This is a genomic window from Pseudomonas sp. TS_SC_3, from assembly GCF_056156225.1.
This window is the reverse complement of sequence record NZ_CM149586.1, coordinates 336,539-349,472: the sequence shown is the minus strand read 5'-3', so window position 1 is coordinate 349,472 and position 12,934 is coordinate 336,539. Positions and strand designations below refer to the sequence as shown.

At 61.2% G+C, this 12,934-nt stretch carries 8 protein-coding genes and 1 other RNA gene; 7 read left to right on the top strand and 2 right to left on the bottom strand.

Annotation, left to right across the window (positions count from 1 at the left end; translation table 11 throughout):
- Positions 1–5: 5 nt before the first annotated feature.
- Positions 6–668, top strand: coding sequence for a response regulator (locus AC0J6G_RS01690; RefSeq protein ID WP_475250683.1), 663 nt, complete (start codon positions 6–8; stop codon positions 666–668).
- On the top strand, positions 665–2,128 hold the full coding sequence (locus AC0J6G_RS01685) for a sensor histidine kinase (RefSeq protein ID WP_475250682.1): 1,464 nt from the start codon (positions 665–667) through the stop codon (positions 2,126–2,128). The genes AC0J6G_RS01690 and AC0J6G_RS01685 overlap by 4 nt, the downstream gene beginning before the upstream one ends.
- Positions 2,129–2,137: 9 nt before the next feature.
- Here AC0J6G_RS01685 and AC0J6G_RS01680 read toward each other — a convergent pair whose 3' ends face one another.
- Positions 2,138–2,902: an FCD domain-containing protein gene (locus tag AC0J6G_RS01680; protein ID WP_475250681.1), complete on the bottom strand. Its 765-nt coding sequence runs from the start codon at positions 2,900–2,902 to the stop codon at positions 2,138–2,140.
- Positions 2,903–3,211: 309 nt separating this feature from the next.
- Between AC0J6G_RS01680 and AC0J6G_RS01675 the strand changes: the two genes are divergently transcribed.
- From AC0J6G_RS01675 to AC0J6G_RS01660, 4 genes are all read left to right on the top strand, one after another.
- Positions 3,212–4,906 carry an L-lactate permease gene (locus tag AC0J6G_RS01675; protein WP_475250680.1) on the top strand — a complete coding sequence of 565 codons (1,695 nt, stop codon included), beginning with the start codon at positions 3,212–3,214 and terminating at the stop codon, positions 4,904–4,906.
- A gap of 78 nt (positions 4,907–4,984) precedes the next feature.
- Positions 4,985–6,139: an FMN-dependent L-lactate dehydrogenase LldD gene (gene lldD, locus AC0J6G_RS01670; protein ID WP_475250679.1), complete on the top strand. Its 1,155-nt coding sequence runs from the start codon at positions 4,985–4,987 to the stop codon at positions 6,137–6,139.
- A 17-nt stretch (positions 6,140–6,156) separates the two neighbouring features.
- Entirely contained in the window at positions 6,157–8,964 is a 2,808-nt protein-coding gene (locus AC0J6G_RS01665; protein WP_475250678.1) for an FAD-binding and (Fe-S)-binding domain-containing protein, read from the top strand.
- A gap of 80 nt (positions 8,965–9,044) precedes the next feature.
- Complete coding sequence (locus tag AC0J6G_RS01660; RefSeq protein WP_475250677.1) at positions 9,045–9,290, top strand: hypothetical protein; 246 nt, start codon at positions 9,045–9,047, stop codon at positions 9,288–9,290.
- Between the two features lie 26 nt (positions 9,291–9,316).
- Here AC0J6G_RS01660 and AC0J6G_RS01655 read toward each other — a convergent pair whose 3' ends face one another.
- Positions 9,317–12,232 carry a hybrid sensor histidine kinase/response regulator gene (locus AC0J6G_RS01655; protein ID WP_475250676.1) on the bottom strand — a complete coding sequence of 972 codons (2,916 nt, stop codon included), beginning with the start codon at positions 12,230–12,232 and terminating at the stop codon, positions 9,317–9,319.
- Between the two features lie 144 nt (positions 12,233–12,376).
- Here AC0J6G_RS01655 and ssrA point away from each other — a divergent pair.
- Positions 12,377–12,767, top strand: a transfer-messenger RNA (tmRNA) gene (gene ssrA / locus AC0J6G_RS01650).
- The last annotated feature ends 167 nt before the right edge of the window (positions 12,768–12,934 follow it).

Here is a 12,934-nt window from a genome sequence, read left to right as displayed (position 1 = left end):
TCTGCATGCGCATTCTGCTGGTCGAAGACGATAAAGCCCTTGGCGAAGGTATCCGCACCGCCCTTAAACCCGAGGGCTATACCGTCGACTGGGTACAGGATGGCAGCAGTGCGCTGCACGCCTTGAGCAGCGAGAGCTTCGAGCTGGCGATCCTTGATCTCGGCCTACCGCGCATGGACGGCCTGCAGGTGCTCAAACACCTGCGTGCCGCCGCTAACCCGGTGCCGGTGTTGGTGCTGACCGCCCGCGACTCCACCAGCGACCGCATCGCCGGGCTGGATGCCGGGGCCGATGATTACCTGATCAAACCCTTCGATGTGGCCGAGCTCAAGGCGCGCCTGCGCGCCCTGCTGCGGCGCAGTTTCAACCGCCCGCAACCGGCGCTGGAATACCGAGGCATCAGCCTTGACCCGGTCAGCCAAGCCGTCAGCTATCAGGGCCTGGCGGTCAACCTGCCGCGCAAGGAATTCCTCCTGCTGCACGAACTGCTCGCCCAGCCCGGCCGGGTGATGACCCGCGACAAGCTGCAACAGGCGCTCTACGGTTGGGATGAGGAGCTGGAAAGCAATGCCCTGGAAGTGCATGTGCATCACCTGCGCAAGAAGTTCTTCCCTGAGCTGATCCGCACCGTGCGCGGCGTCGGCTATCTGGTGGATAAAGTCATATGACGTCCATCCGCGCGCGAACCCTGCTGTTGGTGCTGGGCTTGCTCAGCCTGTCGATGACGCTTATTTCCTATAAGAGCTATCGCGATGCCCAGCATGAAATCGAAGAACTGTTTGATGCTCAGCTGGCACAAACCGCGCGTGTTCTGGCAGGGCTGGTGGGGCGTGGCATGCTGCAAAGCGAGCGTGACAACCTGCAACGAACGCTCAACCAGGCGTTGCAGAATCACCAGCTCAACGACGATAAAACGACTCAGGCCGGGCATGCCTACGAAGGCAAACTGGCCTTCCAGGTGCTCGACGAACACGGCCAATTGTTGCTGCAGTCAGCCAGTGCGCCGACGGGCGTGCTGGCGCAGATGGTCGCTGAGTTTCACCGTAGCGACAGCGACGCTCACCGGCACGCAGAGGGCGAAACACTCTCCAGCCTGAGCGCGCACCTGATCGGTTATCACACGGTGCCGCTGAACGGCCATCACTGGCGGCTGTTTATGCTCAATGACGCGACGGACCAGCACATGATTTTGGTCGCTGAACGTGAAGACGTGCGCGGCGAACTGGTCAAGAAAATTGCTTTGCGCAGCTTGCTGCCTGACCTAATCGGCCTGCCTTTGCTGGCACTGCTGGTATGGCTGGCGATTGGCTGGGGATTGCGGCCCTTGCAGCGCATGGCTGAACTGATCAAGGCGCGCGCGCCTGACAACCTCGCCCCACTGCTGCTGGAACCCTTGCCGGCCGAGCTGGAGCCGATGGGCGCTGCGCTCAACCGCCTGCTGATGCAGGTCAACCAGCTGCTCGACCAGGAAAAACGCTTTATTGCCGACGCCGCCCACGAGCTGCGCACGCCGCTGGCGGTGCTGCGCATCCACGCGCAAAACGCCATGGACGCTGCCGACCCGCAAGACCGTAACGATGCCTTACGCCAGCTGGGCGGCGGCGTAGAACGCGCCACCCGGGTGGTGGCGCAACTGCTGACCCTGGCGCGCCTGGACCCGACCGTGGTGCAGCTGGCCATGCGCGAGCTGGACCTGCTTGGCTATGTGCGCAATGAGCTGGCCGAGCTGATCCCGCTGGCGTTGGAGCGCCAGCAAGAACTCAACCTCGACGCCCTTGAGCCGGCTGATTACACCCTGCTCGCCGATGGCCCAAGCCTGGGCACCCTGCTGCAAAACCTGGTGAGCAATGCAGTGCAATACACCCCCGATGGCGGACGCATTCAGGTGCAACTGCACGCCCAGGCAGACGCCATTGTGCTGCGCGTGCAGGACAGTGGCCCCGGGGTCGCCGAAGCGCAGCGGGAAAAACTCTTTGAGCGCTTCTACCGGCTGGGTACTGGCCAAGGCGCGGGCCTGGGCCTGTCCATCGTGCGCCGGGTGGTCGAGCTGCACCGCGGCAGCATTAGCCTAAGCGACTCACCCCTCGGCGGCCTGGAAGTGACGGTGCGCCTGCCAAGAAGCCGCTAACACCGCGCATTAGCGGCCGCGGCGCAGGGCGCGCTCTTCACGGCGCACTTGCTGCTGCACATCGGCCAGCACTTCCTGCACATAGTCGATATGCCGGTTGGAGAGCACACGCGCCTCTTCAGCGCGGCCGTCGATAATCGCCTGATACAAGGCGCGGTGCTGTTCGATCAACATATCGCGGGTTTCATCGCGCTGGGCGTACATGCCGCCGATGTTGGTCACCACGTTGCGTTTAAGTAAATCAAACAGGCCACGAATGGTATGCAACAGCACGGCATTGTGGCTGGCCTCGGCAATCGCCAGGTGGAAGCTAGCATCGGCGGCGCCCTCTTCGGCGCGGGTGACCTTGCCGCTGCGGCTGTAGCAATCCTGCAGCGCGGCAAAGGCGTCGCCCAAGCGCTGGCGATCTGGCTCAGTGGCGCGCTGCGCCGCATAAAAGGCGCAGGCACCCTCTAAGGTGTGGCGAAACTCCAGCAGGTCGCGCTGGGCTTCAGCGTTACTTTCCAGCAGGTGCAGCAGCGGGTCGCTAAACGTGGAGCCAAGGGTCTCGGCTACATAGTTACCGCCGCCCTGGCGGCTGACCAGCAAGCCCCTGGCCGCTAATTTCTGAATCGCTTCACGCAACGACGGCCGCGATACACCAAATTGCTCGGCCAAGGCGCGCTCTGCCGGCAAGCGTTCACCGGCCTTGAGCGTGCCCTCAAGGATCATGGTCTCCAGCTGACTGACAATATCGTCCGACAAACGGCGCTGACGCACCGAACCTACTTCCATTGCCCGCACTCCATTGGTTTGACCACCTTTCACGGGCCTTTCGGCCAACTGCGCGTGAGCCTATCGCCGGCACACCAGGCTCGCAAGACAGGCAAGTAAGACCAAAGTTGTAAGCCCACCAATTGACAGGCCGAAGCTTGCACTTTTACCCTGAGCGCGCCGCCTTGTAAATTGGTATTACCAATTTACACCCTAACAATTCAAAGAACCCAACGAGGTCTCTCTATGCCGACGCCAACTGCACTGCCTGACGCACCGCTGCATTCGCATTCACCCATGCGCACTGCGCAGCGTTAAGGAGAGACCGTTATGTCGACTGGCCTTCTTGCCCTACTAGCCTTTTCCCCCATTTTACTGGCGGCCATTTTGCTCATTGGCCTGCGTTGGCCAGCGAAAAGCGCCATGCCGCTGGTGTACCTACTCACCGCGTGCGTTGGCCTGTTTGCCTGGGACATGAGCTTTAACCGCGTACTGGCCTCCACCGTACAGGGCCTTCTAATTACCCTCGGTTTGCTGTGGATCATCTTCGGCGCGATTTTGCTGCTTAACACCCTCAAGCACTCCGGCGGCATCACCGCGATTCGCGCCGGCTTCGCCACCATCAGCCCGGACCGGCGAATTCAGGCGATCATCATTGCCTGGCTGTTCGGCTGCTTTATCGAAGGCGCTTCCGGTTTCGGCACCCCGGCGGCCATTGCCGCGCCGCTGCTGGTGGCCATCGGTTTCCCGGCCATGGCGGCGGTGATGCTGGGCATGCTGGTACAAAGCACGCCCGTCTCCTTCGGCGCAGTGGGCACACCGATCATCGTCGGCGTGAGCACTGGCCTGGATTCGGCAACCATCGGCACGCAACTGGCCGAGCAAGGTTCGTCCTGGGCGCAGTTTCTGCAACTGATCACCAGTGAGGTGGCAATTATTCACGCCATTGTCGGCACCGTGATGCCACTGGTAATGGTGCTGATGCTGACGCGCTTCTTCGGTACGCAGAAAAGCTGGAAGGCCGGCTTTGAAGTGCTGCCGTTCGCCATTTTCGCCGGCCTGGCGTTCACCCTCCCTTACGCCTTGACCGGGATCTTCCTCGGCCCCGAGTTCCCTTCACTGGCCGGTGGCCTGATCGGTTTGGCGATTGTCACCAGTGCTGCGCGCATGGGCTTTCTGCTGCCCAAAACCACCTGGGATTTTGCCCCGGCGGACCAATGGCCGACAGAATGGCTGGGCACCGTGGAGATGAAACTCGACCAACTCAGCGCCAAGCCCATGAGCGCCCTGCGCGCCTGGCTGCCGTATGTATTGGTCGGTGCCCTGCTGGTGATCAGCCGCGTATTTCCCGAGGTCAGCGCGGCGTTGAAAGGCGTGATGCTGAACTTCCCTGATTTGCTTGGTGAAACCGGTATCGGCGCCAACTTCCAGCCGCTGTACCTGCCGGGCGGGATTCTGGTGGCCGTGGTCATCGCCACCTTCTTTATGCATGGCATGAAGCTGCGTGACCTGGGCAGCGCCGTGAAAGAGTCGTCCAGCGTGCTGCTGAGCGCCGGCTTCGTGCTGCTGTTTACCGTGCCGATGGTGCGCATCCTGATCAACTCCGGGGTCAATGGTGCCGAGCTGTCGAGCATGCCGATTCTGATGGCGCGCTGGGTGGCCGACAGCGTGGGCGGCATCTACCCACTGCTGGCGCCAAGCGTGGGTGCCCTGGGCGCCTTTATTGCCGGCTCCAACACGGTGAGCAACATGATGTTCAGCCAGTTCCAATTCGGCGTGGCCAGCAGCCTGGGCATTTCCAGCGCGCTGATTGTCGCGGTGCAGGCCATTGGCGCGGCGGCCGGCAACATGGTGGCGATCCACAACGTCGTCGCTGCCTCGGCCACCGTCGGCCTGCTGGGCCGCGAAGGCAACATACTGCGCAAGACCGTTTGGCCTACGCTGTACTACGTACTGTTCACCGGCCTGATCGCACTGTTCGCGGTGTATGTGCTGGGCGTCAGCGACCCGCTGATGGCAGGCTGATACCCCTCTGAATGCGCGCCGGTCTGCCGGCGCGCATTGGTTTTCGCTGCAAACCCTTTTCCCAACTTGGGTGACTCCATGATCATTTCTGCCTCCACCGACTACCGCGCCGCCGCCCAACGTCGGCTGCCGCCCTTTCTGTTTCACTACATCGACGGCGGCGCGTATGCCGAGCACACCCTCAAGCGCAACGTGTCCGATCTGGCGGATATCGCCCTGCGTCAGCGCGTGCTGCGCAACATGTCGGAACTGAGCCTGGAAACCCGCCTGTTCAATGAAACCCTGAGCATGCCCGTGGCCCTGGCGCCGGTCGGTCTGACCGGCATGTACGCCCGTCGTGGTGAAGTGCAGGCGGCCAAGGCTGCGGCGGCCAAGGGCATTCCCTTTACCCTGTCCACGGTTTCCGTGTGCCCGATTGAAGAAGTCGCGCCCGCTATCGACCGGCCGATGTGGTTTCAGCTGTATGTGCTGAAAGACCGTGGCTTTATGAAAAACGCCCTGGAGCGCGCCAAAGCCGCTGGCGTCACCACCCTGGTGTTCACCGTCGATATGCCCGTGCCCGGCGCACGCTACCGCGATGCCCACTCCGGCATGAGCGGCCCGAACGCCCCGCTGCGGCGCATGCTGCAAGCCGTAACCCATCCGCGCTGGGCCTGGGATGTTGGCCTGCTGGGCAAACCGCATGACCTGGGCAACATCTCCACGTACCGCGGCAACCCCACCGGCTTGGCCGACTACATCGGCTGGCTGGGCAACAACTTCGACCCGTCGATCAGCTGGAAAGACCTGGAATGGATTCGTGAATTCTGGGACGGCCCGATGGTCATCAAGGGCATCCTCGATCCGCAGGACGCCAAAGATGCGGTGAGCTTTGGTGCCGATGGCATCGTCGTGTCCAACCACGGTGGCCGCCAGCTCGACGGCGTGCTGTCCAGCGCCCGCGCCATGCCGGCGATTGCCGACGCGGTAAAAGGCGACCTGGCCATTCTCGCCGACTCGGGCATTCGTACCGGGCTGGATGTGGTGCGCATGATCGCCCTCGGCGCCGACACGGTGATGCTCGGCCGCGCCTTTATCTATGCCCTGGCCGCCGATGGTGGTGCTGGTGTGAGCAACCTGCTGGATCTGATCGAGAAGGAAATGCGCGTGGCCATGGTCTTGACCGGGGCCAAATCCATCAGCGAGATCAGCGCCGATTCGCTGGTGCGCGAACTGCACCACGCCGCCTCTTAACCTGACCCGGAGCCTGCATGAGCCTGCCTGCCGCTTTTCTTGCCGCCGTCGAACACCTGATCCCACAGGAGCGGCGTTTCGACGACCCACTGTCGACGCTGGCCTTCGGTACCGATGCCAGCTTCTACCGGCTGATTCCCAAGCTGGTGGTGCGCGTCGAAGCGGAGCGGGAGGTGGTCGAGCTGCTCAAGCTGGCCCGCGCGCATGAGGTACCGGTGACTTTCCGCGCGGCTGGCACCAGCTTGTCGGGCCAGGCCATCAGCGACTCAGTGTTGATTGTGCTGGGCGATAACTGGAACGGCCGAGAAGTGCGCGGTGAAGGCACGCAAATCCGCCTGCAACCCGGGGTTATCGGTGCGCAAGCAAATGCTGTGCTGGCGCCTTTTCAACGCAAAATTGGCCCTGACCCGGCGTCGATCAACGCCTGCAAGATCGGCGGCATCGTCGCCAACAACGCCAGCGGCATGTGCTGCGGTACGGCGCAAAACAGCTACCACACCCTGGCTGGCATCCGCCTGGTACTGGCCGACGGTACGGTACTGGACACTGAAGACCCACTCAGCGTGACACGCTTCTTCGCCAGCCACGCCGACCTGTTGGCGCAACTGACCGAACTGGGCCGGCAAACCCGTGCCAATAGCCCATTGGCGGCGAAAATTCGCCATAAATACCGCCTGAAGAACACCACCGGTTTGTCCCTTAACGCTCTGGTGGATTTCGATCAGCCGCTGGATATCCTCAGCCACCTGCTGGTCGGCTCTGAAGGGACGCTGGGTTTTATCAGCGCAGTGACTTACAACACCGTGCCCGATCACCCGCACAAGGCCAGCGCCCTGTTGGTGTTCCCCGATGTGGAGAGCTGCTGCCGCGCCGTCACCGTGCTCAAGCAGCAGCCGGTATCCGCTGTGGAACTGCTGGACCGGCGCAGCCTGCGCTCGGTGCAAGACAAACCCGGTATGCCTGAATGGGTCAAGGGCTTGTCCGCCAGCGCCTGCGCCCTGCTGATTGAGTCCCGCGCCGCCAGCCAGAGCCTGCTGCACGAGCAGCTGCAGCTCATCATGGCCTCCATCGCCGATTTCCCCTTGGACAAGCAGGTGGACTTCAGCGAAGACCCCGCCGTCTACAACTTGCTGTGGAAAATCCGCAAGGACACCTTCCCCGCTGTCGGCGCGGTGCGTCAGACCGGTACCACGGTGATTATCGAGGACGTCACCTTTCCCATTGAACAGCTGGCCGAGGGCGTCAACCGCCTGCTTGAACTGTTCGACAAACACGGCTACGCCGAAGCCATCATTTTCGGCCATGCCTTGGAAGGCAACCTGCACTTCGTGTTTACCCAGGGCTTTGACAGCGAGGCCGAGAAGGCCCGCTACGCGGCCTTTATGCAGGACGTTGCCCAGTTAGTCGCCGTGGAGTTTGGCGGCGCCTTGAAAGCCGAGCACGGCACCGGGCGCAATATGGCGCCCTTTGTCGAGTTGGAGTGGGGCCATGACGCCTACCAACTGATGTGGCAGATCAAGCGCCTGCTCGACCCACAAGGCATCCTCAACCCGGATGTGGTCCTGTCAAATGACCCACAGCTGCACCTGAAAAACCTCAAACCGCTGCCCGCTGCCGATGAAATCATCGACAAGTGCATCGAGTGCGGCTTCTGCGAGCCGGTGTGCCCGTCCAAAGGACTGACCCTGAGCCCGCGCCAGCGCATCGTGATTTGGCGTGATATACAGGCCAAGAAACGCGCGGGCATCGATACGCGCGAGCTGGAAGCGGCCTATCAGTACCAAGGCATCGACACCTGCGCCGCCACCGGCCTGTGCGCCCAACGCTGCCCGGTAGGGATTAATACCGGCGATCTAGTGCGCCAACTGCGCAGCCGCGATGCCACCAGCCCGCGCAGTGCCGACTGGCTGGCGAATAACTTTCACCGCACCCTACAAGGTGCCCGCGTCATGCTGCATGTCACCAACGGCGCACGCCTGCTCCTGGGTGCACCGCTGCTGGGCCGAACATCTGCCGCAATCAGCAAAGCCAGCAAGGGCCGCGTCCCGCAATGGACCCCCGCCATGCCACAACCGCTGCAGCGCTTACAACTGCCTGCAGCCAGCAACGATGCGCGGCCACGCGTGGTGTATCTGGCTGCCTGCGTGTCCCGCGCCATGGGGCCGGCAGCCACCGATGCGGAGCAAATGCCACTGCTCGATAAAACCCGCGCGCTGTTGGAAAAAGGCGGTTTCCAGGTGGTGTTCCCGGAGAGTCTGGACAGCCTCTGCTGCGGCCAGCCGTTCGCCTCCAAGGGCTACAGCGACCAGGCCGAACGCAAGAAACAAGAGCTGATCGACGCGCTGCTAAAAGCCAGTCGCGGCGGGCTTGACCCGATTTACTGCGACACCAGCCCTTGCACCCTACGCCTGCTAGAAGACGGCCTGGATAGCCGGCTGAAACTGCATGACCCGGTGAAGTTTATCCGTGAATACCTGCTCGACCGGCTGGCGATCAGCCCACAGGCCAAACCAGTGGCCGTGCATGTCACCTGCAGTACCCAGCACCTGGGCGAGGCGCAGGGGCTGATTGATATCGTGCGGCGCTGCACCAGCGAGGTGGTTATCCCCGAAGGCATCCACTGCTGCGGCTTTGCCGGCGACAAGGGCTTTACCACTCCGCAGCTCAACAGCCATGCCCTGCGCAGCCTGAAATCTGCCGTGCAGTACTGCGAGGAAGGCATCAGCACCAGCCGCACCTGTGAAATCGGCTTGAGCCAACACGGCGGCATTGATTATCACGGGCTGGTGTATCTGCTGGATCGGGTCAGCAGCGCCAAGGCATGAACAGTTGACTGACCAGCGGCCCAGTCGGCGGGTGAGGACTTTCTATACTGAGGTCCTCACCCTACCGCTGGAGCTTCACCATGCATCGTCTAGTCGCTTTTGTTACCACCGCACTCCTCAGCACCTCGCTTTGGGCCATGCACTGCCCAGCGGATATGGCCAAGATCGATGGGCTGCTGAAAACCGACCCACCGAGCGATGCTGCGGTGCTCGCGCAAGTGCAGCAACTGCGCGGCGAAGGCGAAGCCCTGCACAAAGCCGGTAACCATGGCGAATCGGTCAAGGTACTGGGTGAGGCCCTGCAACTACTAGAAACCCGCGACTAGCCAAAGCACACGACTGAACGCGCCGCTTAGAGCGCCTGCCCCAACAGGCCAAGCGCAATACGGCGCACCTGAGCCAGATCAATCGGTTTGACCAGGCAAGCCTGGGCGCCACGCCGACGGGCCTCGGCAAACACCGTTTCATCCGCAGTCGCGCTGATCACCAGCACGGGAACAGCTTGTAGCCGCGGGTCAAGACGCATGGCATCCAGCACCTGCAAGCCATCGCCATCGGGTAAATCCAGATCAAGCAACAGCAGCGTTGGCGTGCACTGCTCCAGTTCAGCCAGCGCCCGCTGAATTGAACCAGCACCGCGCACTTCGGCAAATTCACGCAGCGCCTCCTGCACCACCTTGAGGCACGCCGGGTGATCCTCCACGCACAATACCTCGGCCAGTGGCCTGGGTGGCGTCGATACTTGGTCGACATTCGCAGCATCCTGCGCGGCTGGCGGCGCTGCGCTGGGCAAATCAATCCAGAAGCGACTGCCCAAACCGGCATGACTGCTAAAACCAATTTCGCCGCCCATCAAGGTAGCCAGTTCACGGCACAACACCAGACCGATCCCAGTACCGGGAATGCTGGAACTCTCGCGGCCAAGACGTTGGAACGGCTGAAACAGATTGGCCTGCTGCTCGGCAGTCATTCCCGCGCCACTGTCCTCAACCCACACGCGTACGCAATCTGGGCGCACCTCATAGCCAAGCCGAATCAGCCCTTGCGCGCGGTTGTACTTGATGGCATTGGACAGCAGGTTGAGCAGCACCTGACGCACCCGGCGCATGTCCGCCTGCACATACAGGCCGGCATCGGTTTCGGCCAGCACCTGCAGCTGTAATTGCCGTTGCTGCACCTCGGGCAATACCAACTCGGCGCAGCCATGCAGCAGCGCGCCGACTTCCACCGGCTGCAATGTGAGCTGCTGACGGCGGCTCTCGATGCTCGACAGGTCGAGAATATCGTCCACCAGTGAAGTCAGATGACGGCTGGCATTGACTATCTCGCGGGCGTAATCGGCTTCCTGTTTGGCCTCTGGTTTGTCTTGCGCTTCCAGCTCGATCAACTGGGCAAACCCGTAAATCGCATTAAGCGGCGTGCGCAGCTCATGACTCATGCTCGACAGGAAGCGACTCTTGGCCTGGCTGGCAGCCTGAGCATCCAGGCTGGCGCGGCGCAGGTCTTCCTGCACGTGCTTGAGCCGGGTGATATCAACATGGGTGCCGGCCACGCGCAGCGCTCGCCCATTGCCGTCACGCTCAAGCACCTTGCCGCGACTGAGCAGCCAGACGTATTCACCGTGAGCATTGGCATAGCGGTATTCCGCTTCAAACTGGTCTTCGTCACTGCTGACGAACAGCTGACGCAAGTGGCGAATGCGCTCCAAATCATTGGGGTGCACGCGCAGGTTGAATTCGCTGAAGCTCATGTTCGAGTGCGTCAGGCCGAAGCGTTTGAGGAAGCGCTCGCTGAGGGTGATGCTCATCGTCTCTGCATCGACCTCCCAGAGGCTTTCCGTGGTGCTTTCCAGCACCAGCTGGAGAATCCGCTGCGCCTCCACACGTTGCGTTTCACTGGCCTGCAACTGCTCGCCAGTGTGCTGCACGGCCTGCGCCATGCTCACCAGTTCGCGGATCTGGCTATCGGGTGCGGCAGGCTGATAGTTGCCCTGGCCCAGCTCGCGCATCATCCCGATAATCCCATCAATGGGCTGCACCAACTGCTCGCTCAGGCGGCGCGAACGCAGCCACATCACGGCAAAGAACAGCAGGTAGAACACTGCCAGACCGATGATCAGCAGGTAACCGATATGCAGGTAGCGCTCGGCCAGGCGATTGGTTTCACTGAAGATGCGCTCCTCATCCACCACCAGTAGCAGTTGCCAGCCGGTCTGCGGTATCTCGCTCCAGGCCATCAGCTGCTTGCGCCCGCCCAGCAGAACTTCCTGCACATTGCCCTGCCCGGCCCCCATCGCAGCCAACAAGGGCTGCATATCCGCGCGCTTGGCCAGGCTGAAGTCCTCAGGCTTGAGCACCTCACGGCGCACCGCTTCAGCGTAGGAATACTCGGTCAGTTCGCGCAGGCCAAAATCCTCTTCGCCTGCACTGGGCAGGGCCATGATGTTGTGGTCACGGCTAACCAGCATGGCGTAACCGCTCCAAGGCACATCCAGTTCTCCGATTTCCGCGAGCATTTGCCCGACTGTGATATCCAGCCCTACGACCCCCTCGAGAAAATCACCGCGATACACCGGCGCCACTGCCGACATCATCCAGCCCAGCCCCGCCGGGTCCAAATAAACGTCGGTCCAGGCCACTTTTCGCTCTGGGTTATGCGTGGCGTCGGCCAGGTAATAGAAGTTGTAATCAGGTATCACCATGTCATGGGGATACTGCTCGGGCGTCATAAAGAAGGGATAAATACGGTTATAGCTGTCCCAGGTATTGAAATACGCCGCTGCCGCCCGTGGGTTGGCCGCCTGAATCGAGCGCATGAGGGGGTCGAGCTGTGACAGGCGCAGGGCCTTGGCGTGGTCCTGCTGACCCAGCGGCGTGCTGTTGGCATAAAAGGATGCAGCGCGCCCGTCGTCACTGCGGCTGTAAAACACACCGTCATCCGTTAATGCATGACGCGCGCGCTCCAGCGCATCGGGCTGGAACGTGCGGTTTTCCAAGGCATTGAGGGCTGCATCACGGAAGATCTGCACCTGCGTTTCAATCGAACGCAGGCGGCCATCAATCACCTGCCCTTCACGCACAACCGCCGCCGACAAATCATTTAATGCGCTCTGCTGCAGATGCTCAATCTGCGCATCTCGAATCGCCGCATTGCTCAACAGGTATACCGTGATCAACACCGACTCAACCAGAATCAGCGGAATCAAAGCACTCTGCACAAAAGCGCGCCAAATCCACTGACGCAAGGGGTAACGCGACGCGCGCGGCATATGAGGGTCTCATCCGAAAGACAAAGCGAATATGCAGAGAACTATAGTAACCGGCACGGCCTTAAACGTCCGCCCAGCAATTGCTGGGTCGACGCTGCGGAACCTTTGGCGTAGAATCGCGTCCGACAGAAGCACAACAGTTTTGGGGCCGATTAGGATTCGACGCTGGTAGTGAAGCTCTAGGTGCATGCCGACTTGGTAACAGAAGTCGTAAATCCACTGTTGCAACTTTTATAGTTGCCAATGACGAAAACTACGAGGGCTACGCTCTCGCTGCGTAAGCGGCGCGACTAGTCCTTCTGGTAGCTTCGGCTCCAGCGATCACTAGGGGATGCCTGTAAACCTGAAGTGATTGTCATGCAGAACAGGATCGCCGCGTAGTACGTTGTGGACAAAGTGGCTAAAACTTACACAACTCGTCCAAAGCACCCTGCCCGTCGGGCGGCTGCGGATTAACTCAATAGACACGGCTAAGCATGTAGTACCGAAAGTGGAACACTGGCGGACGGGGGTTCAAATCCCCCCGGCTCCACCAAACAAGCATCTAAAGACGTCCACGGACGTCTTTTTTTGTGCCTAAAATCCAGTAAATACGGGGCTTTCAGCGCTTATAGCGTCCCAAGACATCCAACAGCATCCGTGCATTTCTGTATTCCTAATGGTATTCCAGGCATACAGGTGCTAATTTCAGGAATACAGAAT